Raw genomic sequence first — 24,409 nt, 5'->3', positions numbered from 1 at the left:
CAGGTGTCCTGGCTCGATGCCCTGGAGGTCGCGCCCGACACCGCCGGCGGGCTGCCCGACGCCGACGAGGTGACCGGGTACCTGCGGGGCGCCCGCAAGCCCCGGGTGGCGGACGTCCTCGCGGCGGCCGAACGCGACGACCGCACGGTGATCCAGCCGCGCTGCGGGGTCGGCGGCCACCGCGAGATGCTGGCGCTGCTGCGCGAGCTGGAGGACGGGGCGCACCCGGGGGTGCTGTCGCTGACGATCGACTCCTACACCCGGCTGGCCCGCTTCACCGCCGCCCGGCGGCTGCTGGACGCCGACCCGGGCCGGCTCAACGGCTACCCGCTGGTCGCGCACGGCTGGCGGCGGGGCCGGGAACTCGACCGCGCGGTCGCGGTGCCGCTGGAGATCCGGCACGGCTCGCCCGACGCCCAGGACCTGTTCGCGGTCGCGGTGGCGTCCGGCATCACCTCCTTCGAGGGCGGCGGGATCGGCTACAACCTCCCCTACTCCAAGGACGTGCCGCTGCTCCGGTCACTGAGCTGCTGGCAGAACGTGGACGCGGCCTGCGGGGAACTGGCGCGCGAGGGCGTGATCGTCGACCGCGAGCTGTTCGGAACGCTCACCGCGGTGCTCGTCCCCCCGTCGATCAGCCTCGCCGTCACCCTGCTGGAGGCCGTGTCCGCGGCCCGGCAGGGGGTGCGGTGCCTGTCGGTGTCCTATCCGCAGGGCGGCGAGGCGCACCAGGACATCGCCGCGCTGCGCTCGATCCGGGAGCTGGCCCGCCGTCACCTGCCCGCGTCCGTGCGGGTCCACCCGGTGCTGCACCAGTTCATGGGCGTCTTCCCCAAGGACCCGGCGGCGGCCGGGGAGCTGATCCGCTACGGGGGGCTCGTCGCCGGACTGGGCCGCGCCACCAAGGTCGTCAACAAGACCGACCAGGAGGCCCGCGGCATCCCCGACGCCGCGGCCAACGTCCGCGGCATCCGCACGGTCGCCCGCGGGCTCGCCGACGCGGCGGGGCCGGTGCCGGTGGACGAGTCGCGGGTGGCCGAGGAGATGTACTGGATGCAGCGCGAGGTGGAGGAGATGGTCGGCCCGGTCCTGTCCGGCGGCAGCCTGCCCGAGGACATCGCGGCGGCCTTCGCCGACGGCACGCTGGACATCCCGTTCAGCGCGAGCCGGCACGCCCGCTCCGCGGTCCTGCCGCAGCGCGACGCCCGCGGCGCCATCCGCTACCTGGACACCGGCGGCCTGCCGTTCTCCGCGCCGGTCCGCCGCTTCCACGCCGGGCGGCTGGCCGGACGGTCCCGCGGGCGCGGCCTGATCGAGAGCCTGAGCGCGGACATCGACTACTTCCTCACCACGGACGTCCGCACCGCGGCGGGCGGCGTACGGTCCGCCCGCCGCGCCGCCGAGAGCATCTGACCCCCAGCCGGGGCGGCGCACCCGAGCCGCGCCCGCCCGAGGCCCAGCACCGTGCGCCGGGCCACCCTGCACCGGCCCACCCCGAGGACGGGAACACCCATGGAATCCACCACAGCCGCGACGCCGGCCCCCACCGCGACCACCCCGCCCGCCGCTCCCGGCCGCCGCCCCGGGCGTCCCGGGCCGACGCCCGACCCCGAGCGGGCCGCGTCGATCCGGCAGCGCGACCGGGCCCACGTCTTTCACTCCTGGGCCGCCCAGCGGCATATCGACCCGCTGCCGGTCGCGGGCGGCTCCGGCTCGTACTTCTGGGACCACGAGGGCAACTCCTACCTGGACTTCTCCTCCCAGTTCGTCAACCTCAACATCGGCCACGCCCACCCGCGGGTGATCGCCGCCATCCGTGAGCAGGCCGAGCAACTGTGCACGATCGCACCGCACTTCACGACCGAGCCGCGAGCCGAGGCGGCCCGGCTGATCGCCGAACTGGCGCCGGGCGACCTCAACCGGGTGTTCTTCACCAACGGCGGTACGGAGGCCAACGAGCACGCGGTACGGATGGCCCGCACGGTCACCGGCCGCCCCAAGATCCTCAGCGCCTACCGCTCCTACCACGGCGCCACCGCGACGTCCCTCAACCTCACCGGCGACCCCCGGCGCTGGGCCGCCGACAGCGGCAGCGCCGGGGTCACGCACTTCTTCGGCCCCTACACCTACCGTTCGCCCTTCCACTCCACCACCCCGGAGCAGGAGTGCGAACGCGCCCTGGCGCACCTGGACCTGACCGTCCGGATGGAGGGGCCGGGCACGGTCGCCGCCGTGCTGCTGGAGCCCGTGATCGGCACCGGCGGCGTCCTGGTGCCGCCCGACGGCTACCTGGCCGGGGTCCGCCGGATCTGCGACGAGCACGGCATCCTGATGATCACCGACGAGGTGATGACCGGCTTCGGCCGGACCGGCAAGTGGTTCGCGGTCGGCAACTGGGACGTCGTGCCCGATCTGCTGACCTTCGCCAAGGGCGTGAACAGCGGATACGTGCCGCTCGGCGGCGTGCTGATCTCCGACCGGGTGGCCGCGGAGTTCGACGACCGGCCCTACCCCGGCGGGCTGACCTACTCCGGGCACCCGCTCGCCTGCGCGGCGGCCGTGGCGACGATCGGCGCCATGCGCGACGAGGGGATGGTGGAGCACGCCGCCTGGCTCGGCACTCATGTGCTCGGACCGGGCCTGCGCGACATCGCCGCCCGCCACCCCTCGGTGGGCGAGGTGCGCGGCCTCGGCGTCTTCTGGGCGCTGGAACTCGTCCGGGACCGCGGCACCCGCGAGATGCTCGTCCCCTACGCCGCCACGCCCGCCGAGTCGGGGCCCGTCACCGAGGTCATGGCCGCGTGCCGGCGCGGCGGCCTGTGGCCGTTCGCCAACTACAACCGCATCCACGTGACACCGCCGTGCAACCTCAGCGCGGCCGAGGCCGCCGAGGGGCTCGCCGTCCTGGACCGCGCCCTGGCCGCGGCCGACGCCCACACCACCGCACGCAGCTCCTGACGCGCCGCGGGCCGGGCCCGGTCACGGCAGCGTGAGCACCGCGATGCCCTCCTCCCCGACGACGGCCAGCCGGCTGCCGTCGGGATGGAGGGCGGCGACCGGGGAGAGGTGCTTGCGGGCCGCGTAGCACAGGGACTTCGTCCCGACCCGGACCTGCGGCCACTGCGCCACGACCCGGCCGGTCGCCGCGTCGAGCAGCCGGGGGTGGCCGTGCAGGGTGACGACCTGCTCGCCGCGCGGCAGCAGCAGCACGCCCGGTTCGGCGTCGGGCAGGGGACTGCGGTGCAGCCAGCGGCGCTCGGAGACCGACCAGACGCCGAGGTGCAGTGCCGCGAGCGCGCCGGGCTCCTCCTGCGGGCTGTACCACTCCTCCGGGCCGGTGGCGAGCACCAGCCGGTCGGCGTCGAGCCAGCAGCCGCCGCCGACCTCCCCGCCCATGACGGCCAGGGTGGGCAGCACGCCCTCGCCGTCGAGGGTGGCGGGGTCGGCGAGCGCCCGCGCGGTGTCGAAGACCTGGGCCGTCCCGAAGGGCTGCCAGAACCACCCGACCGACAGGAGGTGGCGGCCGTCCGGGCTCAGCTCCAGCCGCGAGTGGAAGACGTCCTCCGGCTCGCGCCCGCCCGCGGTCAGCCGCTCGCCGCTGCCCGCGTCCTCGATCTGGAGCACGTTGTACTCGTCGGGGCAGTGGACGACGACGTCGCGGCCGTCGCCGAGCCGCCCCAGCGCCAGCGGGTAGTCGAAGGCCGTCGAGTGGTAGTAGCTGCGGTTCAGCTCCCGCACCACGCGCGAGCCCTCCAGCAGCGCGGCCTTGGTGCCGCGCTCCTGGTACACCGCGCCGTACGGGCCCGGCGGAGCGGCCGTGGCGGCGTCGAAGGGGAAGCCCCAGAAGAACTCCGGCTTGCGCTCCGTCCCGTCAGGTCCCCAGCGCCGGCCGCCGTCGGTCCAGGAGACCAGGTCGTCCCCGTCCCACCGCAGCGATCTCGGCGCGCGCTCCACCGGCACGGACCGCATGTCCACCACCCCCGGGGGCAGAGGCTACCCGTCCTCGGTGGCGTGGTGGACGACGCCGTCCTCGTCGAGACGGGGGCGGATCTGCTCGGGCGGGTGGCTGTCGGTGTCGGACCGGCGCGGCGGCTCGGGCCCGTCGGGGCCCCAGCGCACCAGGCGGCGCATCCGGCAGATCCGGCGGGCGACGCCGTCCACCTCGACCTCGTCCGCGTGCTCCCGGAGCCGGTCGGCCGCGTGGACGAGCTCGGCCAGGTAGTCGGCGTCGGGGTGGTCGCCGGCGGCGAGCAGGCTGCGGGCGTCCACGCCGCGGTCGGCGTCGAACTCGACGATGCCCTGCCGCCGGGGCTCGTACCAGTTCAGCCCGAACTCCAGGGACCGCCGGGCCCCGTGGGCGGTGCTGTGCAGCGTGCCGCTGACCGTCCACTCGCCGTCGTGCCGCTCCAGGACCCGGAAGGTGGTCGGCAGCAGCACGACGTCGGGATGGTCGGTCACGGCCCGCGCGGAGTCGCGGCGCACGTCCCGCGGATACCGGTCGCCGCTGTAGGAGTGGCCGCGCATGGCGAACCGCTCGGCGGCCTGGGTGGGCGTGACCGGCGCCGTGGTGTCCAGGACCAGCCCGTCGTCCACCGCCGGCTCCCGCACGGTGAGGTCCCAGTCGGGCACGAGGGGCCCGGCGTCGGTCGGCCGCGCCGTCTCCATCCCGCCCGGCCCCGCCCCGAGGTACTCCTCGGCCCGCACCACCCGGTAGCGGCTGCCCAGCACCGTCAGCTCGTCGACGCGCTCGGTCTCCAGCCGGGCGACCGCCGCCAGCAGCGCGCGCCGCTCGGCGCGGTCACGCGCCTCGTCCTTCGCCCGGAACCACAGCAGCGAGTTGAGGCTGTCCCGGGCGTCCTGCCCGCTGGTCGCCGTGATCGCGCTGACGACCCGCCACCGCGCCCCGTCCGCCTCCTCCTGGACGGCCACCCCGAACAGCGGGCCGCGCACCAGCAGCCGCGTCCGCTGCCGGGCCGCGTCGACCGCGTCGGCCTCCACGACCTCTTCCACCGGGCCGTCCGGAAACCGCACCACGACCGGCCACACCCTGGCCGGTCCCATCTCTCCGTCCGCCATACCCCCATCCTGCCGACCCGGCCCCGCCCCCGTCCCGGCTTCCGCCCCGGAACACCGGATCGCGTGCCCCGGACACGGCGGCCTCCCTCCGCCCCGAGCCGTCGTACGCTCAGGAAGGCGGCGCGCGGGGGCGGTTGCGGCCGTCCGCAGCCGGGGGCCGTACGGGGCGAACCCGGCGTCCGGGCCCGCGGGACGGAACACGCCCGGCCTGGCCGGAGAATGGCCGGGGCCGACCCCGCGGGTTCCGTACCGCCGACGCCGACGCCGACGCCGACGCCGACGCCGACGGCACGACGGCGGAGGACGTCCGCACGGCGGCCGCGGCCGCCGCCCGCGGCCGGTCGACTCCCGGTCCCGGCAGCCCCGCGGCAGCCCCGCGCCCGTTGCCGACAGCCCCGTTCGCGCAAGCCGGGCCGTCGCCGGAAACGCCCCGCGCGGCCGGCCCCCGCGAGAGTCCGCCAAGATTGATTCCCCCTGCATCATTGACGCTGCGTTCCTCGGAGGACAAGATTCCTCACAGCTCATTCATGTGTTCCTGCACCTCAAGACCCTTGCGTGACAGGCGAACCTGATGGTCTGACAACGTTGTCAGAGATGGAGAGAGGACGTATGCCTCCAAGAACGCAGCGCCTGCGCACAGCCGCGGCGGCCGCGGTCACCGCGCTCCTGGCGGCCGGAGCGGCGGTCGTGCCGGTCCCGGCCGCGTACGCCGCCGGTGCCTCCGCCACCGGCGATCTCACCCACCTGGTCAACCCGTTCATCGGCACCCAGAACGACGGCAACACCTACCCGGGCGCGGCCGTGCCCTTCGGCATGGTGCAGCTCTCGCCCGACACCGGGCACAACACCGGCTACGACTACGACGAGGACCACATCCGCGGCTTCAGCGCCGTGCACCTGTCGGGTGTGGGCTGCGGCCTCGGCGGCGACCTGCCCGTGCTGCCGACGACCGGGGCGATCACCGCCACCGACGACGCCGCCTACGCCGCGCCGTACAGCCACGCCGACGAGAGCGCGTCACCCGGCTACTACAAGGTCGGGCTCGGCACGGGCATCACCGCCGAGCTGAGCGCCACCGACCGCACCGGCTGGCAGCGCTACACCTTCCCGTCCACCGACCAGGCCAACCTGCTGCTCAACTCCGGGCAGGCGCTGCACAAGGTCACCAGCAGCACCGTGACCGTGCTCGACGACCGCACCGTGGTCACGTCGATCACCGGCAGCGGCTTCTGCCAGGACACCCGGCCGTACACCCTGTACACCGAGACCCGGTTCGACCGGCCCTTCGCCTCCTACGGGACGTGGAAGGGCGCCGACGTCACCGCCGGGGCGCGCACCTCCACCTCGACCGGGCTCGGCGGCGCCTACGTGCGCTTCGACACCACGAAGGACCGCAGCGTCACCGCCGTGACCTCGCTGTCCTGGGTGGACGCCAAGGGCGCGGCGAAGAACCTCGCGGCCGAGGGCCGCGGCAGCTTCGACGACACCGCGGCCGCGGCGAAGCGGGCGTGGCAGGACCGCCTGGGCGCCGTCCGGGTGCAGGGCGGCACCGCCGAGCAGCAGCGGACGTTCTACTCCTCGCTCTACCGCTCCTTCCTCGCCCCCAACATCGGCAGCGACACCGACGGCCGCTACACCGGCTGGGACGACAAGGTGCACGCGGGCGACGGCTCGGTGTACTACCAGAACTGGTCGCTGTGGGACACCTACCGCACCCAGCAGCAACTGCTGTCGCTGCTCGCCCCGCGCGAGTCCCGGGACATGGCGCTGTCGCTGCTGAAGGTGGCCGAGCAGAGCGGCCAGCTGCCGCGCTGGGGGTACGCCACCGCCGAGACGAACATCATGACCGGCGACCCCGTCACACCGTTCCTGGTGGACGCCTACCGGCAGGGTCTGCTGAGGGGCCACGAGGAGGAGGCGTACCGCGCGCTGAAGAAGCACGCCGACACCGTCCCCCCGGCGTCCTCGCAGGCGGCCGGGCGGCAGGCCGACGTGGAGTACCTGGCGGGCGGCTACGTCCCCTACGCCCCCGAGCACCCCGGCAAGCCCGGTGACAACGACTTCCAGCACGGCCCGTCGGCCACGCTCGAATACGCCCTGGCGGACGCCGCGCTGGGCGGCATGGCGCAGTCGCTCGGCCACACCGCCGACGCGCGACGGTATCTGGCCCGCGGTCAGAACTACCGCAACATCCTCGACCCGGACACCGGCTTCTTCCGCGCCCGCGACACCGACGGCGGCTTCACCGGCCCCGCCGACCCGGCGCAGAGCGTCGGCTTCCACGAGGGCACCTCGTGGCAGTACATGTGGCTCGTCCCGCAGGACGTGCCCGGCCTCGTCGGCCTGATCGGCGGCACGGAGCAGGCCAACGCCCGGCTGGACTCCTTCTTCGCCTACGACAAGCTGCTCACGGACCCGGCCGGCACCGCGCGGAACGTGTGGGTCAACGGCCCCTACGCGTACTACAACCAGGACAAGTACAACCCGCAGAACGAGCCCGACCTCGGCGCCCCGTACACCTACCTGTCCACCGGGCAGCCGTGGAAGACCACCGACGTGGTGCACGCCGCGCTCACCCTCTTCACCGACGCCCCGAACGGCGTGACCGGCAACGACGACCTCGGCACGATGTCGGCGTGGCAGGTGCTCTCGGCGATCGGCGTCTACCCGATGGCGCCCGGCACCGATCTGTGGGGGCTGTCCACGCCGCTGTTCAGCCGGGTCGACGTGACGCTCGACAGGCGCTACTACCCGCACGGTCGGTTCACCGTCACCGCCCCCGGCAGCTCGGACACCGACCGCTACATCCGGTCGGCCCGGCTCGGCGGCCGGAACCTGCCGCGTACCTACATCACCACCGGCGACATCAAGGCGGGCAAGGACGTCGCGCTGACCCTCGGCGACGCGCCCTCGGCATGGGGCACCGCGCCCTCGGACGCGCCGCCCGCGCTCGACACGGCCGCCGCCACCCAGGTCCGCACCGCGGCATCGGTGTCGCCCGCCTCGGTCGGCGTCCTCGGCGGGGGCACCGCCGCCGACGTCACCGTCTCCGCGGTCCTGACGGCGCCGCACCGCGCCTCCGGCACGGTCACGGTCACCGCGCCCGCCCCGCTCACCGCGGACCCCGGGCAGACGACCTTCCAGGTCACCTCGGACACCCTGCCCGCCACCCACCAGGTGCCCGTGCACATCACCGCCCCCGCGGGCACCCCCGACGGCACCTATCCGGTGACCGTCACGGTGACCCAGAAGGGCGGGCCGACCGCCACCAGGACCGTCCCGGTCTCGGTGACCACGGCCAGCTGCACCGGCACGACCGGCTCCTGCGTGCAGGACCTGTCCGGGCAGTACGACGTGGACGGCGTCGGCACGGCCGGATCCACCGGGGCCGACTTCGACGGCACGGGCACCAGCTTCCCGGCCGAGAGCCTGCCCGCCCCCGGCCTCGGTGTCCTCGGCGGGCACGCGTACCGCTTCCCCGACACCACCGGCAGCGCCCCGAACTTCGCGACCGCCCACGGCCAGACCGTGCCGCTGGTGGCGCGCGGCTACTCGGCGCTCGACGTGCTGCTCACCGCCCACCACGGGGACGTGGACAGCACCGCCACCGTCACCTACGCCGACGGGACCACCGCCGACGTCCGGCTCGTCGCGACCGACTGGGCGTCGGGATCCCCGCGGCTCGGCGAGGACCCGGCGATCCACGCCGCCAGCCGCTACGACGCGCACGGGACGCCCGACGGCGTCGGCGTCGGCATCTGGCACCTGACCCTCCCGCTGGACAGCACCAGGACCGCGGTCTCGCTCACCCTGCCCGACGACACCCGGCTGGCGCTGTACGCGCTGAGCGGGCGTGACACATGAGGCCCGCCGAGCAGCACCCCGGAACCGCAAGGAGAAAGGCAGCACCCATGAGACGTGGCCCCCTGCGCCGCACCCTCACCAGAGCCGCGCTGGCCGGCGCGGTCTCGATGGCACTGACCGTGCCCGCGACCGCGCTCGCGCACGCGGACGTCACAGGGGCGGGCGGCGCCGCCCCCGCCTTCACGACGTCCTTCGAACCCGGTGACCCCCAGCCGACCTGGACCGACACCGCGGAGACCGACGCCAAGGGCGACCCGGAGGTCGCCGGGGTGACCGCGGGCACGCTGCCCGTGCTGCCCGGCAGCGTCAAGGACGACATCACCGCGGTGACGGCCAGTTCGGACAACCCGCCGAACGAGGTCGCGGGGAACGTCGCCGACGAGGACCCGAACACCAAGTGGCTCACCTTCGCCGCCACCGGCTGGGTGCAGTACCGGCTGTCGGCGGACGTGACGGTGAAGAAGTACGCGCTCACCTCCGCGAACGACTCCCCGGAGCGCGACCCGAAGGACTTCACCCTCCAGGGCTCCGCGAACGGCACCGACTGGACCACCGTCGACACCCGCAGCGGTGCGAAGTTCGCCGGGCGGTTCAAGAGCAACGTCTACGACGTCGCCGACCCGGGCGCGTACCGCTACTACCGGCTGAACGTCACCGCCAACACCAGCGGCTCCATCGTGCAGCTCGGCGACCTCATCCTGTCCGACGGCTCCGCGGCGCCGCCGCCGGTGTCCGGCATGACCACCGAGATCGGCGCCGGACCCGCCTCGGGCCCGAACGTCAAGCCGAGCGTGGGCTTCAGCGGCCTCAAGGCCCTGGAGTACGCGGGCAGCCACACCCGGTCCGGGGCCGTGCACGCGTACAACAAGCTCTACGACGTGCACATCCCGGTCAGGCGCGACACCCGGCTGTCGTACGACATCTTCCCCGAGCTGACCGGCGCGGACCTCGCCTACCCCAGCACGTACGCCGCCGTCGACCTGCACTTCACCGACGGCAGCTACCTCAGCAGGCTGCGCACCCCGGCGCAGGACCAGAACGGCGTGCCGCTCAGCCCGCAGGGCCAGGGCACGTCCAAGATCCTCTACGCCTCGCAGTGGAACGCCGTCGCCTCGGACCTCGGCAAGGTGGCCGCGGGCAAGACGATCGACCGCATCCTGCTGGGCTACGACAACCCGGCGGGCAGCGCGGAGGCGGGCGCGAACACCCAGTTCAAGGGGTGGATCGACGACCTGACCATCGGCTCGGCCCCGGCCCGTGACCCGCACGCGAGCTACGCCGACCACGTGGACACCCGGCGCGGCACCAACGCCTCGGGCTCCTTCTCCCGCGGCAACAACCTGCCGCTGACGGCCGTCCCGAACGGCTTCAACTTCTTCACGCCGGTCACCGACGCCGGATCGACCAGCTGGGAGTACAGCTACGCGGCGCAGAACGACGCCGCCAACCTGCCCGAACTCCAGGCGCTCGGCATAAGCCACGAGCCCAGCCCGTGGATGGGGGACCGCGACACCTTCCAGGTCATGCCGTCCGCGGTGTCCGGCACCCCGGACCTGAACCGCACCAAGCGGGCGCTCGCCTTCGACCACAAGGACGAGGTGGCCCAGCCGCACTACTACGGCGTCACCTTCACCAACGGCATCAAGGCGGAGATCGCGCCCACCGACCACGCCGCGGAATTCCGCTTCACCTTCCCCGGTGACCACGGCAACCTGCTGTTCGACAACGTCAACAACAACGGCGGCCTCACCTTCGACGCCGCCGCGGGCACCCTGGACGGCTGGTCCGACGTCAACACCGGCGGCGGCGAGGCCGCGACGCGGATGTACGTGCACGCGGAGTTCGACCGCGCCCCCGGCACGGCCGCCAAGGTCACCGGGCAGGGCCGCGACAACGTCACCGGCTACGCCGCCTTCGACACCTCGGGCCGGCGGACGGTGACGATGCGGATCGCCACCTCGTTCATCGGCGCCGACCAGGCGCGCAAGAACCTGGACCTGGAGATCCCGAAGGGCACTTCCTTCGACACCGTCGAGAAGAACGCCGAACGGCAGTGGAACGCCAAGCTCGGCAAGGTCGAGGTCCAGGGCGCGAGCGACGAGCAGCTCACCACGCTGTACTCGAACCTCTACCGGATGAACCTGTACCCCAACTCCGGTGCGGAGAACACCGGTACGGCCGCCCGGCCGGTGTACCGGTACGCCAGCCCCTTCTCCCCGGCCACCGGCGCCGGCACCCCCACGCAGACCGGCGCGAAGGTCGTCGACGGCAAGGTCTACGTCAACAACGGTTTCTGGGACACCTACCGCAGCGAGTGGCCCGCCTACTCCCTGCTGGAGTCGAAGACCGCCGGTGAACTCGCCGACGGCTTCGTGCAGCAGTACAAGGACGGCGGCTGGACCGCCCGCTGGTCCTCGCCCGGCTACGCCGACCTGATGACCGGCACCAGCTCCGACGTCGCCTTCGCCGACGCCCTCGCCAAGGGCGTGGACAACTTCGACGCCAAGGCCGCCTACGAGGCAGCCGTGAAGAACGCCACTGTCGTCCCGACCGCGGGCGGCGTCGGCCGCAAGGGTCTGGACACCTCGGTCTTCAACGGCTACACCAACACCTCGGTGGACGGCAGCGTGTCGTGGTCGCTCGACGGCTACGTCAACGACTACGGCATCGGCCAGATGGCCGCCCGGCTCGCCGAGGACCCGCACACCTCCAAGGCCGACCGCGAGCGCTACCGGGAGGAGTCGGCGTACTTCCTGGGCCGCGCCCAGAACTACACCACCCTGTTCAACCAGGGCGTCGGCTTCTTCGAGGGCCGCAAGGCCGACGGCTCGTGGCGCGTCCCCGACGCCTCGTACGACCCGCAGCAGTGGGGCAACGAGTACACCGAGACCAACGCCTGGAACTACGCCTTCACCGTGCCGCAGGACCCGAACGGCCTCGCCGCGCTCTACGGCGGCCAGAAGGGCCTGGAGAAGAAGCTCGACGCGTTCTTCGGCACCCAGGAGACCGCCGACGGCGACGCGGGCGGCTACGGCGGCACCATCCACGAGATGATCGAGGCCCGCGACGTCCGGATGGGCGAGCTGGGCATGAGCAACCAGCCGTCCTTCGGCATCCCGTACATGTACGACTACGCCGGTGCCCCGGCCAAGACGCAGGCCGCCGTCCGGGAGATCCAGCAGCGGCTGTTCACCGGCAGCTCCATCGGCCAGGGCTACCCCGGCGACGAGGACAACGGCGCCACCTCGACCTGGCAGGTCTTCAGCGCACTCGGCTTCTACCCGCTCCAGGTGGGCAACGACAACTACGTGATCGGCTCCCCGCTGTTCACCAAGGCCACCGTCCACCTGGACAACGGCCGCAGCATCGTCGTCAACGCGCCGGGCAACAGCGGGAAGAACATCTACGTGCAGTCGCTGAAGGTCAACGGCAAGCCGTGGAACAAGGTCTACCTGACGCAGAGCCAGCTCGCCTCGGGTGCGCGGCTGGACTTCACGATGGGCTCCCGCCCGTCGTCGTGGGGCACCGGCAAGGACGCGCTGCCGCCGTCCCTGACCGCGCCCGGCGCCACCCCGCAGCCGCTGGCCGACCTGACCGGCGACGGCAAGGGCACCGCGGCCGCGGGCGACGGCACCGACGTGGCCAAGCTCTTCGACAACACCTCGAAGACCGCGGTCACCTTCCCGTCCGCCGCTCCCACCGTGCAGTACACCTTCGGGGGCGCCGCCGCGACGTCCGGGAAGCCCGCGAAGCCGGGGCAGAAGGCCTCCTTCTACACCCTGACCTCCGGCAGCACCGCCGCCGCCCAGGACCCGCGCAGCTGGCAGCTCCAGGGCTCCGCCGACGGCACGCACTGGAAGACGCTCGACACCCGGACCGGCGAGACCTTCACCGACCGCCTGCAGACGCGGCCGTTCGAGATCGCCCACCCCGGCGCGTACACCACCTACCGCCTGGTGGTGACCGCGAACAACGGTGACACGGGCGCCACGTCCCTGGCGGAGGTGGAGCTGCTGGCCCGCGGCTGACACCCCGCCACCACCGGTCCCGCCGGCCCGGACGCCCCGAGCGTCCGGGCCGGCGGCGCGTGTCAGACCCCGCGCTGCGGGGCGCCCGGCACGCGAGGACGGCGAGGACACGGCGGTGGCCGCTGTCCTGGACCTCCCTTTCCGGCCTTTCGGCACAGGGGGAGCGGGCCACACCTTCGACGGGCGGGGCCGTGCGAACAGGTGTTCTCGTGTGCGGTAACCTCTGCCGACTTCCGGTGAGATCAAGGGTGTTCGATGACAACTGCGTCCCCGCCTCCGCGCGAGGAAGACGACGAGCCGTCCGCCGTACCCGACGAGGTGTGGGAGGCATTCGCGGACGACACCCCGGGCAGGATCCGGGCCACCGCGCCGAAGGAGCCCTCGGCCCGTGCCCGGATGGTGACCGAGCGGCTGCGGCGCGAGGACGAGGCGGCGGCCGAGCGTGAGCGGGCCGCGGCGAAGCGCCGGTGGGGCCGCAGGGAACGCCGCCCCCAGGAACCGGCGGGGTGGCGGACCGGGCCCGCCTGGCGGGAGATGTGGCGCGGCGAGAGCAGGCCGTGGCGGGACCTGGCCCGCGCGGGGCTGGTCGTGGTGGTGGTCGCGGCGCTCGCGATGATCGCCGTCAACCCGTCCGGCGCGCGAGCGCTGGTCCACGGCCACTGGCACTCCTCCGGCGGCTCCGACACCGCGTCCGACACGTCCGCGGACACCGTGCCGCTGCCGCCCGAGACCGCGCCGCCGACCGCCCCGCCCCCGGCCGTCGATCCCGACATGCCCACGGTGAGCCACCCCTTCGCCGGTTCGCCCGCCCTCGCGTGGGCCGACGGCGCGGCCGGCATCGAGGTGCCGCACGCCACCGCGGTCGGCGATGTGAGCGCCCAGCAGGTCGCCACGGTCCTGCGGACGACCAGGGACTACCTGGTCGCGGCCGACCTCGACCCGGCGGTGCTGCGCGGCGGCTACCCGGCCGCGGCCCTGCGGCTGGTCGACCCGGTCAACGGCGAACCGGCCGTGATGAAGGACGCGCTGCGCGCGCCGAGCAAGAAGAAGAACCCGACCAGCTGGTTCACCCGCTACGACCCGAAGGAGGTCCAGCCGGTCGGCACGGTGGTCAAGGTCCGCGGCCGGATGACCTTCGGGTCCGCCGGCCACGGGGGCGTGCGCGTGCACAGCGACTACACCTTCGTCTACGCCTTCACGAAGGCCGGGGACGCGCACGGGCAGGTGTCCCGGCTGGTCGTACGGCGCGAGGTGGACACCGACTGGTTCCCGCGCGCTCCGCGCGGCAAGGTGCAGATCGTGTCGGGCAACGCGTCCTTCGGCGGCTCCGCCTGCGACATCGAGGACGGGTATCTGCACCCGCTGCCCGAGGTCGCCCCGAAGGTCACTCCGAGCGGCCCCGCCACGGACCCGTACGACCGCAGCAAGCCGCTCGGCACCGAGCGGGACTGCGGGGTGGTCAGCCGGGTGTGACCCGACGGCCCGTGGGAGGCCCCGGCGGTGGCCGCCCACGGGGACGCCGTCCGCCGGTCGTCGCGGCCGCCGCGTAAGGTGGCGGCCGCGAAGATCGACACCACGAGGAGCCCCCATGACGTCCGCCCCCGCCCCGCGCTTCCCGCGCGGTTTCCGGTTCGGCGCCGCCACCGCGGCCTACCAGATCGAGGGCGCCACCGGCGAGGACGGCCGCGGCGTCTCCATCTGGGACACCTACTCCCGTACGCCTGGGGCCACCGCCGAGGGCGCCACCGGGGACGTCGCGTGCGACCACTACCACCGCTACCCGGAGGACGTCGCGCTGCTGCGCGACCTGGGCGCCGACACCTACCGCTTCTCGGTCGCCTGGCCGCGGATCGTGCCGGAGGGCACCGGGAAGGTGAACCCGGCCGGGCTCGACTTCTACGACCGCCTGGTGGACGAGCTGCTCGCCGCGGGCGTCGAACCCGCGCCCACGCTCTACCACTGGGACCTGCCGCAGCCGCTGGAGGACACCGGCGGCTGGCGGGTCCGCGCCACCGCCGAGGCGTTCGCGGACTACGCGGCCGTCGTCGCCGAACGGCTCGCGGACCGGGCGGGCCGCTGGATGACCCTCAACGAGCCCTTCTGCACCGCCTTCGTGGGCCATGCGATCGGCCGCCACGCCCCCGGTACCCGGGAGGGCGACGGCGCCCTCGCCGTCGTGCACCACCTGCTCGTCGGGCACGGCCTGGCCGTCGACGCGCTGCGCGCCGCCGGGGCCCGTGAGGTCGGCATCGCGCTCAACCCCGACCGGCTGCTGCCCGCCACCGGCTCGCAGGCCGACGCCGAGGCCGTCGAGCGGGCCGAGATCCTGCACAACCGCTGCTGGTTCGACCCGATCTTCCTCGGCCGCTACCCCGAGGGCGAGCGGGACATCTGGGGGGACATCAGCGACTTCGCCTTCCGCCGCGACGGCGACCTCGCACTCGCCTCCCGCCCGCTGGACTTCTGCGGCGTCAACTACTACCGGCCCATCACCGTGGCCGACGCCCCCTGGAAGGAGGCCGACCCGGCGCTGCGCACCGCCGTCGACATCCGCGCCGAGGAGACCTGGGGCGACCCCGCCGCCCGCCGGACCACCATGGGCTGGCCCGTGGTCCCCTCCTCCTTCCGCGACCTGCTCGTCGACCTCGACCGCCGCTACCCCGGCCTGCCGCCGATCGTCGTCACCGAGAACGGCTCCGCCGAGGCCGACGTCCCCGGCGCGGACGGCACGGTGCACGACGCCGACCGTGTCGCCTACCTCCGCGACCACCTCGACGCGCTGGCCCAGGCCGTCGCCGAGGGCGTGGACGTGCGCGCCTACTACGTGTGGTCGCTGCTGGACAACTTCGAGTGGGCCTTCGGCTACGACCGCCGCTTCGGCATCGTCCGCGTCGACTACGACACGCTGCGGCGCACGCCCAAGGACAGCTACCGCTGGTACCGCGACTTCATCGCCGCGGAGCGGGCAGCGCACGGGAGCTGACGGCCCGCCCGCTCCCCGCGCTACCCGTGCGCGGGGGCGGCGAGGGCCTCCAGCAGCGCCGGGAGCCGTCCGAGGGCCGTCGCCCCGGCGATCGGGTCGGCGTAGTCGCGGGTGTGCACGATCGCGCCGTCCCGGACGGTCATCACCATCAGGAACGACAGCGTGAACGGCTCGCCGCCGCCGACGAGCCGCCCGTGCAGGTCGTACTCGACGATCACGACCTCGGGGTCGGCCGTCTCGTGGATCCGCACCCCGCTGACGCGCTCGTACCGGCGCACGGCGGCACCGGCCCGGAAGCGGGCGCGCAGGGACTCGCGGTCGGTCTCGGTGCGGGCGGGGTGGAGGGCGGGCGGGGCGAACGGCATCTCGATGACGGTGTGCGGGGCGTAGAAGTCGGCCAGAGCCCCGGGGTCGGCTCCGGTGGTGGCGGCGAGGAAGCCCTCGGCGGTCTGGCGGGCGGTGCTCGGCATGCTGGTGTCCTTCCGGTACGGGCTTCCGGTTCCGGGCGTGCTGGGGCCGCGCTAAGGTGGGCCGGCGGAAGCGGAGAGTGCGCCCCGGTTGGACGGTACCGGAGAGTGCGCCCCGTTTACAGGGTTTCCCGGACAGGTTTCCCGGACGGGGCTTGTCGGACGGGGTTTCCCGGACAGTGAGGTGGACGGATCGTGCGGGCCGACGCGAAACGCAACCGCGACCTGCTGCTGCGAGCGGCGCAGGACGCCTTCGCCGAGGAGGGGATCGGGGTGTCGCTGGACAGCGTCGCCCGCCGCGCCGGGGTCGGTCCGGGCACCCTCTACCGGCACTTCCCGACGAAGGAGGCGCTCTTCGAGGCCGTCGTCCACGAGCGGCTGCGCCAACTCGTCGCCCGCGCGCGGGAGGCGGCGGGCGACACCGACCCGGGCGCCGCCTTCTTCGGCTTCGTCGCCCACATGGTGCGCGAGGCCGCCCCCAAGCAGGATCTCGTGGACGCCCTGGGCGGCGCCGGGGCGCAGGTGCGGACCGCCGTCACCGCCACCGCCGGTGAGCTGCGCGACGAGGTCGGCCGCCTCCTGGTACGGGCCCAGCGCGCCGGCGCCGTACGCCCCGACCTCGGCACGGCCGACCTGATGGCCCTGCTGTCCGGGGTGCTGCACGCGCTGCGCGGCCGCCCCCGCGACCCGGCCGCCCCGGTGGACCAGGACCTCCTGGTGGCCGTCGTGTGCGACGGCCTCGCGGCCCGGCCGGACACCCCCTGACGCCCGGCGGTCAGGACGGCTGGACCGCGTCGAAGACGGCGAGGGCCGCGGCCGGGTCCGGGCTCACCAGGCGCTCCAGGCCGTCCGCAGTGACCGCCGCCCACCGGGCGGCCCGCGTCCACATCCGCTCCTCGAAGGCGCGCACGGCGGCGTCCGGGTCCGCCGGGTCCGCGGCGAGGGCCTCGGCGAGTTCGGCGCCGTCCAGCAGCGCGAGGTTCGCGCCCGCGCCGAGCGGGGGCATCAGATGGGCGGCGTCGCCCAGCAGGGTCACCCCGGGGACGTGCGGCCAGGTGTGGCCCACGGGCAGGACGTGGAGGGGGCGGCGGACGAAGCCGGTGCCGTACCGCAGGAGGTCGAGCACGGCCGGGGCCCAGCCGTCGAACAGGGCCAGCAGCTCCGACCGCGCGGCCTCCGGCTCCGCCGGGCCGTCCGCCAGCGGCCCGCGGAAGCGCGCGTGCACCGTGACGTGGCCGCCGCTGCCGCGCTGGGCGACGACGGAGCGGTTCGCGCCGTACACGCCCAGGGCGCCGTCGCCGACCAGCCGGGCGAGGTCCGGGTGGCGGGAGTCGATGTCGTCCAGCGAGGTCTCGACGGCGGTGATCCCGGTGTAGTGCGGCGTCACCGGGGAGACCGCGGGACGGACCCGGGAGCGGCCGCCGTCCGCGCCGATCACCAGGTCGAACGTCTCGCGCCACCCGTTCGCGCACGTCACCGGCACCCCGTCCGCCGTTGCCGGCCCCACCCGGGTCACGCCGTGCCCCCAGCGGACGCCGAGGGGGCCGAGCAGCAGGTCGCGCAGCTGTCCGCGGTCGATCTCGGGGTTGGCCAGGTCGTCCGGGCGGGGCCGCCAGTCGCGCAGCACGGTGCCGTCCGTGGCGAGGATGCGCATCGCCTGCCCCTCGGGGCGGGACAGCGCCAGGAAGTCCGCGAGCAGCCCGGCCTTGTCGAGGGCGAGCTGGCCGAGCCCGGTGTGCAGGTCCAGGGTGCCGCCCGGCGGGCGGGCGGCGGGGGAGTAGTCGCGTTCCAGCACGGTGACCCGGTGGCCGTGGCGGTGCATGACGCGGGCGAAGGCGAGGCCGGCGGGGCCGCCGCCGACCACTGCGATGCGGTGTCTCATGTCGATACACTGTATTGATCCGATACGACGTCTGGCAACAGTACGGTGGTGACCATGACTGTGTGGGACCGCCCGGAGCCGCCGACCCGCCCCGTACCCCTCGACCGCGCGCGGATCGTCGCCGCCGCCGTCGCGCTCGCCGACGAGGGCGGGCTGGAGGCGGTGTCGCTGCGCAAGGTCGCCGCCCGGCTGAACGCCGGCCCGATGCGGCTGTACGGCTACCTCGCCACCAAGGAGGAGCTGTTCGACCTCATGCTGGACGAGGTCCGGGCCGAGATCCTCCCCGCCGCGGACCCCGGCGACTGGCGGGCGGCGCTGCGCGCCCTCGCCCACGGCACCCGGCAGACCGCGCTGCGCCACGAGTGGCTGGCCGATCTGCTCGGCGGGCGCCCCACCCTGGGCCCGAACGGCCTCGCCGTGGGCGAGGCGACGCTGGCAGCCCTCCTCGGGCACACCGACGTCGACACCGCGATGCGCGCGGTGGAGACCGTCACCGCCTACGTCACCGGCGCGATCCGGCGCGAGATCGCCCGGCTGCGGGCCGAGCGCGCCACGGGCCTGTCCGAGCGCGAGTGGCAGCGCGCCTCCGGCCCGCACCTGACGAGGATGCTGGCCACGGGACGTTTCCCGGCGCTGTCCAGAGCCGTGCACGAGGGCACGGACGCCGACGCGGGGACGTCCTTCGACACCGGCCTGGAGTGGGTCCTCGACGCCGTGGCCGCACGGCTCGGCCCGCCGCCGCAGTGACGCCCGCGGCGGCGGTGGTGCATCATCGGGCGGGGAGGGACACGTCTGTATGTTCGCATCGGTGCACAGCTCCGAACATCGGGCTCCCGATGAGCGGTTGGAGTGGTGGCGCGACCTCGTCTCGCACCAGTTCATCCCGTCCTCGGTCGAATGCGACGACCCGGACGGCTTCCGGGCGGTCCTGCGGCGCCACGACCTCGGCGACGTCCAGCTGTGCGACCTGGAGTACTCCGCCCTGCGCAGCCGCCGCACGAGCCGGATGGCGCGCGGGGACGGCTACGACGCCTACCTGCTCATCTGGGTCGGACGGGGTCTGCAGCGGCTGCTGTGCGGCAGCCACGACACCGTGCCCGAACCCGGCGAACTGCTGCTGCTGAACGGCGGGCGGCCCTTCGACGCGCGGGTGCCCGCCACCGGGGCGCAGATCACCGCGCTGTCCGTCCCCAGGGAGGTGATGCCGCTGCCACCGAGGCGGCTGGACCGCCTCATCGGCTTCCGGCTGCCGGGGACGGCGGTCTCCGGACTCCTCACGGACTTCCTGCGGGGCCTGTCCGACCGTTCCCCCGCATTCGGCCCGAACGACGCCGCCCGGCTCGCCACCGCCACGGTGGACCTGACCGCGGCGGCGCTCGCGCACTACGCGGACGCGCAGGGCGATGTGCCCGCCGAGGCCCGCCGCCGGGTGCTGCTGGCCGAGGTGCAGGCCTTCGTCGAGCGCAACCTGCGCGGCGGCCCGCTGACCCCGGGCGACATCGCCGCCGCACACCATGTGTCGGTCCGCCACCTGCACCGGCTCTTCCAGGAGCAGGGGGTGACGGTGCGCGAGTGGGTCCGCCGGCGGCGGCTGGAGCACTGCCGCAGCGACCTCGCCGACCCCGCCTACGCCCACCTGCCGGTGGCGGCGGTCGGCGCGCGCTGGGGGTACGGCAGCGCGGCGGACTTCAGCCGCGCCTTCCGGGCGGCGTACGGGACGCCGCCCGGCGCGTACCGCCGGGCGGTCACCGCGGGGGACATCCGCCCGGTCTTCCCCGACCCGCGGGAGACCCCGCCGGTCCTCCCCGGCCCGCCGGACACCCCCCGGGCGCCCTGACCGCGCCGCGACCCGCCCGGCGGCAGAGGGCGCTCCCCGCCAATCGCACGGCGTCCGGTGCCAATGCCGCGGGGGATGCCGGCGGCCTACAGTCGCCCCGCCGTCCGGCGCGGCGCGCGGCCGACACGCGCGGGCGCCCACGCGGCTGAACGGTCATCACCCTCCCACCCATGGAGACAGGCATGTTCAAGGCAGCCAGAACTCCCGCGGCGGCGGCCCTCCCCGCGACGCCCGCGTACCGCTCCGCCAGGTCACTCGTGGCCTTCGCGGTCGCGGCGCTCCTGGTCGCGCTCGGCGTCATGGCGGTGCCCGCCGGGACCGCCCGCGCCGCGACCGGCCAGGCGCAGGCGCCGTCCGACCGGTTGCAGGTCTGGAACCTCAACACGCACGGCATGGAGACCGACCCGAGCAGCTGTCCCACCAGCCCCTGCACCGACTACCGTGAGTTCGTCGACTACATCACCGACCCCGCCAGGGTCGCGTACGTGCCGGACATCGTCACCCTCCAGGAGGCCGGCACCACGGTGCTGGGCAACCCGAGCTGCCACGAGTTCGAGTACGCCCTGGAGGCCAGGACGGGGCTGGACTACTACTGCTACGAGACGACCGAGCGCGGCGGAGCGGCCATCGTCTACCGGACCGGCCGGCTGTCGTACGTCGGCGGCACGAAGCAGAACGTCCAGCTCAAGGAGCGGGCGAACGCGAGCGCGGGCTGCACCGCCAGCTCCTGGTACGCGCTGGTGCAGCGCTTCAAGGACGACCTGGACACCAGCAAGTTCATCAACGTCGCGTCCGTCCACCTGCCCGTCGCCGCGGACGACTCCGCCAACCCGGACGCCGACTGCGCCTGGGAGAACATGAAGACCGTCAGCTCCGTGGTCGGCGGCCTCGGCTCGTCCTCCATGCAGATCATGGCCGGGGACTGGAACCACTTCGACGGCGCCCTCACCTCCCCGAGCCAGGTCGACTGGCAGTGCTGGTACACCGGCACCAACGCCGACCTGGTCGACAGCTGCGGCAGCACGGTGTCGAACCTGGGCTGGAAGGACGCGATGTACCGCGCCTGCGGCCTGTCCGGCGCGGCCGCGTACAACTGCCTGGACGCCAACCACTGGACGCACGCCGGGGTGCGGATCGACTTCCTGTTCACCAAGACCTACGCCATCTACAACCAGGTCACCGTGGACTACGCGCTCGCCCACCAGTCGGCCGGAAACGTGAGCACCATGCCCGCGCAGTACAGCGACCACCGCGGCCAGGGCGCGCTGCTGCGCTACTACGCCTAGGCGTACCGACCCGCACCCCGCCCCGGCCCGCGGACACCGCCGCACGGTGCCCGCGGGCCGGGGCGGGTGCCCGACCGCGTGGCCGCCCGGCGCCGGAGGGGGCACGGTGGAAGGGGGCGGTACGAGACGGTGTGCGGCCGGGAAGCGGGTGTGCGGTCATGACGAAGCCACTGACGGTCGGCGTGGACGGGTCCGACGCGAGCCTGCGGGCCCTGGACTGGGCCGTCGACGAGGCCGCGCGCCTGGGGCTGCCGCTGCGCATCCTGCACGCCTCGCTGTGGGACCGGTACGTGCGCCCCGCCCCGAAGCTCGCGGCCGTACGGCCGGGGCAGCAGGCGGCGGACGACGCCGTCGTGGACACCGCCCGTGAGCGGGCGGCCCGGCTGGGCCCCGGCGTCCCGCTCACCGCCCAGGACGTCGCCGACGACCCCTTCGGGGCCCTGCTGCGCGCGGCGCCCGAGGCGTACGCGCTGGTCGTGGGCAACCGGGGCCGCGGCGAGCTCACCGACATGCTGCTGGGCTCGGTCGGCCTCACGGTGGCGGGCCAGGCGCCCTGCCCGGTCGTCGTGGTGCGGGGCGGGGACGCGAACGTCGCCGGGCGCTTCGGCCGGGTCACCCTCGGTGTGGGCGGGCCGGACGACGCGCCGGACGCGGCGCGGTTCGCCTTCCGTACGGCCCGGGCGCGCGGGGCGGGCGTGGACGCCGTGCACGCCTGGCGCAGCCCGGACGGCGCGGACGAGGCGGGCGGGGGCCGGGAGTCCGCCGAGCGCGTGCTCGACGGGGCGCTGCGCGCCGCGCGCCGCGACCACCCGGAGGTCACCGTGCGCGCGAGCACCGCGGAGGCGAAGGCCCGCACACCGCTGCTGGCGGCCTCGGCGTCGAGCGACCTGCTCGTGGTGGGCGCGCGGCGCCGCGACGGCGCGGTCGGACTGCACCTGGGCCCGGTCAACCACGCGCTGCTGCACCACGCGGACTGCCCGGTCGCCGTGGTGCCGCAGGGCGGCTGACCGGGGCCCCGGGCCCGCTACGGCGGGGAGAATTCTCGCGGCGGACGCCGGGCCGTGAGTGGGAGCGCTCCCATTTGGTGGAAAGTGCATGCCGCACAGGGATTTCGCAGTTCGGCCGCGCTGGCTAGGCTCGGGCGCGGTGCGCGGGAGCGCTCCCATGGAAGGCCCCCGCCGCACCCGGCCCTCACCCGAGGGCCCGCCCTCTCCCCCCACGAGAGCACGGAGGACGACTGTGACACCCCCCATCCGCACGCCGCGCCCCGACGGGCCGGACGCGGCCGCCGCACGCGGGCCGCGGCTGCGCAAGGCCCTGGCGCTCGGCCTGGCCACCGGCCTCGCCGCCGCCGGTATCGCCCTGGGCACCCAGATCTCCGCGGGCGCCGCGGCGCAGGGCAGCATCCCCGCGGGCACCCAGCTCTACAAGGACCCGAACTCCCAGGTCAACAAGTGGGTCGCCGCCAACCCCGGCGATTCCCGCGAGCCGGTCATCGCCCGCCGGATCGCCTCCCAGCCGCAGGCGGTCTGGTTCTCCAACTACAGCCCCGCCACCGTCACCGCCGACGTCCAGAAGGTCACCTCGGCCGCGGCCGCCGCCGGGCAGGTGCCGGTGCTGGCCGTGTACGAGATCCCCAACCGCGACTGCGGCGGCGCCTCCGCCGGCGGCGCGCCGGACCTGGCGTCGTACGCGAGCTGGGTGAGCAAGTTCGCCGCCGGGCTGGGCAGCGGGCAGTCGATCGTCATCCTGGAGCCCGACTCCATCGCCCTGACCACGTGCCTGTCCGGGCAGCAGCAGGCCGACCGGTTCGCCGCGCTCTCCCAGGCGGGCGCCACCATCCACGCCGCGGACCCGAGCGCCAAGGTCTACCTGGACGGCGGCCACTCGGCCTGGAACAGCGCCTCGGAGCAGGCCTCCCGGCTGCGCAGCGCCGGCATCCTGACCAACGCCGACGGGCTGTTCACCAACGTCTCCAACTTCAACACCACGGCGAACGAGGTCAACTTCGCCAAGAACGTGCTGTCCGCGCTGGGCAACCCGGGCAACCTGCACGCCGTCGTCGACACCAGCCGCAACGGCAACGGTCCGGCCGGGGGAGGGGCCTGGTGCGACCCGTCCGGCCGGGCGATCGGCACCTACCCCACGACCAACACCGGGGACCCGGCGATCGACGCCTTCCTCTGGGTGAAGCCGCCGGGTGAGGCGGACGGCTGCGCGGGCACCGCGGGCACCTTCCTGCCGGACGTGGCCTACCAGCTCGCCTCCGCGGGTGCCTCGGACCCGAGCACGCCGCCCACGACCCCTCCGACCACGCCGCCCACGACCCCTCCGACCACGCCGCCCACCACGCCGCCGACGACGCCTCCCACCACCCCGCCGACCACTCCGCCTGCCGGGGCGGGCTGCTCCGTCACCTACAAGGTCTCCAGTGCCTGGAACGGCGGCTTCACCGCGGATGTCACCGTGCGCAACACCGGCAGCACGGCTCTGAACGGCTGGTCGCTCGCCTGGACCTTCCCCGCCGACCAGAAGATCACCAGCGCCTGGAACGCGGCCGCCACCCAGTCCGGCGCGGCCGTGACCGCCAAGGACCTGGGCTACAACGGGACCGTTCCGGCCGGTGGCTCCACGAGCTTCGGCTTCCAGGGCACGGGCTCCGGGACCAGCTCGCCGACCGCCTTCACCCTGAACGGTGCCGCCTGCACCGTGGCCTGAGCATGCCCTGAACCGCCCCGCTCCACTGCCGCGGCGGCCGGTCCGGACCCCCGGGCCGGCCGCCGCGGTGCGTCCGGGGGCCGCTCGGGGACGTCCGGACCGGCCGCCGCGCAATGCCGGTTTCCGGGTGACCGCGGTCACATATTTCCCTCACGCAGCGCGCGCCTTTTCTTGCTCGCGGTGAATACTGTGCGGGCCCTTTGTGATGCCCTCTACGAGGCGTGGGTCACATACTAGGCCGCTTAGTGGACCTCGGCCGCCCTGTCGC

Annotated in this window: 15 protein-coding genes and 1 pseudogene; 12 read left to right on the top strand and 4 right to left on the bottom strand. The window is 74.3% G+C overall.

The features are described 5' to 3' along the window. The first annotated feature begins 3 nt into the window (after positions 1 to 3). Together ACH4PY_RS32580 and ACH4PY_RS32575 are read left to right on the top strand one after the other, a co-directional pair. Positions 4 to 1,413, top strand: coding sequence for a methylaspartate mutase (locus ACH4PY_RS32580; protein ID WP_398191359.1), 1,410 nt, complete (start codon positions 4 to 6; stop codon positions 1,411 to 1,413). A gap of 99 nt (positions 1,414 to 1,512) precedes the next feature. After that, the gene (locus tag ACH4PY_RS32575; RefSeq protein WP_398191356.1) at positions 1,513 to 2,958 is read left to right on the top strand and encodes an aspartate aminotransferase family protein; all 1,446 of its coding nucleotides are present in this window, start codon (positions 1,513 to 1,515) and stop codon (positions 2,956 to 2,958) included. A 21-nt stretch (positions 2,959 to 2,979) separates the two neighbouring features. Here the strand turns inward: ACH4PY_RS32575 and ACH4PY_RS32570 are convergent, their stop codons facing one another. Both ACH4PY_RS32570 and ACH4PY_RS32565 read right to left on the bottom strand, forming a co-directional pair. Continuing rightward, on the bottom strand, positions 2,980 to 3,969 hold the full coding sequence (locus ACH4PY_RS32570) for a hypothetical protein (protein ID WP_398191353.1): 990 nt from the start codon (positions 3,967 to 3,969) through the stop codon (positions 2,980 to 2,982). A 24-nt stretch (positions 3,970 to 3,993) separates the two neighbouring features. Then, positions 3,994 to 5,076: a DUF5954 family protein gene (locus ACH4PY_RS32565; RefSeq protein WP_398191350.1), complete on the bottom strand. Its 1,083-nt coding sequence runs from the start codon at positions 5,074 to 5,076 to the stop codon at positions 3,994 to 3,996. Positions 5,077 to 5,685: 609 nt separating this feature from the next. On the opposite strand from ACH4PY_RS32565, the pseudogene ACH4PY_RS32560 reads away from it, so the two are divergent. The 4 genes and pseudogenes from ACH4PY_RS32560 to ACH4PY_RS32545 all read left to right on the top strand — a co-directional run. After that, a pseudogene (locus ACH4PY_RS32560) lies at positions 5,686 to 8,028 on the top strand (GH92 family glycosyl hydrolase); the annotation flags it as partial. Positions 8,029 to 8,987: 959 nt separating this feature from the next. Beyond that, positions 8,988 to 12,968, top strand: a complete 3,981-nt coding sequence (locus ACH4PY_RS32555; RefSeq protein ID WP_398191347.1) for a GH92 family glycosyl hydrolase — start codon at positions 8,988 to 8,990, stop codon at positions 12,966 to 12,968. A gap of 255 nt (positions 12,969 to 13,223) precedes the next feature. Further along, complete coding sequence (locus ACH4PY_RS32550; protein ID WP_398191344.1) at positions 13,224 to 14,441, top strand: hypothetical protein; 1,218 nt, start codon at positions 13,224 to 13,226, stop codon at positions 14,439 to 14,441. 115 nt (positions 14,442 to 14,556) lie between these two features. Beyond that, positions 14,557 to 15,951: a GH1 family beta-glucosidase gene (locus tag ACH4PY_RS32545; protein ID WP_398191341.1), complete on the top strand. Its 1,395-nt coding sequence runs from the start codon at positions 14,557 to 14,559 to the stop codon at positions 15,949 to 15,951. A gap of 20 nt (positions 15,952 to 15,971) precedes the next feature. On the opposite strand, the gene ACH4PY_RS32540 is transcribed toward ACH4PY_RS32545, so the two are convergent. Further along, positions 15,972 to 16,421, bottom strand: a complete 450-nt coding sequence (locus tag ACH4PY_RS32540) for a nuclear transport factor 2 family protein (RefSeq protein WP_398191338.1) — start codon at positions 16,419 to 16,421, stop codon at positions 15,972 to 15,974. 192 nt (positions 16,422 to 16,613) lie between these two features. Here ACH4PY_RS32540 and ACH4PY_RS32535 point away from each other — a divergent pair, with 192 nt between their 5' ends. Continuing rightward, positions 16,614 to 17,183, top strand: coding sequence for a TetR/AcrR family transcriptional regulator (locus tag ACH4PY_RS32535; protein ID WP_398191336.1), 570 nt, complete (start codon positions 16,614 to 16,616; stop codon positions 17,181 to 17,183). A gap of 10 nt (positions 17,184 to 17,193) precedes the next feature. Here ACH4PY_RS32535 and ACH4PY_RS32530 read toward each other — a convergent pair whose 3' ends face one another. Then, positions 17,194 to 18,300 carry an FAD-dependent oxidoreductase gene (locus ACH4PY_RS32530; RefSeq protein ID WP_398191333.1) on the bottom strand — a complete coding sequence of 369 codons (1,107 nt, stop codon included), beginning with the start codon at positions 18,298 to 18,300 and terminating at the stop codon, positions 17,194 to 17,196. Positions 18,301 to 18,354: 54 nt separating this feature from the next. Between ACH4PY_RS32530 and ACH4PY_RS32525 the strand changes: the two genes are divergently transcribed. The 5 genes from ACH4PY_RS32525 to ACH4PY_RS32505 all read left to right on the top strand — a co-directional run bounded on the left by ACH4PY_RS32525 (position 18,355) and on the right by ACH4PY_RS32505 (position 24,141). Further along, positions 18,355 to 19,047 carry a TetR/AcrR family transcriptional regulator gene (locus tag ACH4PY_RS32525; RefSeq protein ID WP_398191330.1) on the top strand — a complete coding sequence of 231 codons (693 nt, stop codon included), beginning with the start codon at positions 18,355 to 18,357 and terminating at the stop codon, positions 19,045 to 19,047. Between the two features lie 61 nt (positions 19,048 to 19,108). Further along, complete coding sequence (locus ACH4PY_RS32520) at positions 19,109 to 20,137, top strand: helix-turn-helix domain-containing protein (RefSeq protein WP_398191327.1); 1,029 nt, start codon at positions 19,109 to 19,111, stop codon at positions 20,135 to 20,137. Positions 20,138 to 20,307: 170 nt separating this feature from the next. Further along, positions 20,308 to 21,423 carry a hypothetical protein gene (locus ACH4PY_RS32515; RefSeq protein ID WP_398191325.1) on the top strand — a complete coding sequence of 372 codons (1,116 nt, stop codon included), beginning with the start codon at positions 20,308 to 20,310 and terminating at the stop codon, positions 21,421 to 21,423. Positions 21,424 to 21,581: 158 nt separating this feature from the next. Then, positions 21,582 to 22,430 carry a universal stress protein gene (locus ACH4PY_RS32510; RefSeq protein WP_398191322.1) on the top strand — a complete coding sequence of 283 codons (849 nt, stop codon included), beginning with the start codon at positions 21,582 to 21,584 and terminating at the stop codon, positions 22,428 to 22,430. Positions 22,431 to 22,662: 232 nt separating this feature from the next. Next, complete coding sequence (locus ACH4PY_RS32505) at positions 22,663 to 24,141, top strand: glycoside hydrolase family 6 protein (RefSeq protein WP_398191319.1); 1,479 nt, start codon at positions 22,663 to 22,665, stop codon at positions 24,139 to 24,141. The last annotated feature ends 268 nt before the right edge of the window (positions 24,142 to 24,409 follow it).

Origin of the sequence: Streptomyces sp. NPDC021224 (assembly GCF_044332905.1) — a bacterium.
GTDB lineage: Bacteria > Actinomycetota > Actinomycetes > Streptomycetales > Streptomycetaceae > Actinacidiphila.
Note: the sequence above shows the minus strand (reverse complement) of the source record. Positions and strands in the feature narration are given on the sequence as shown.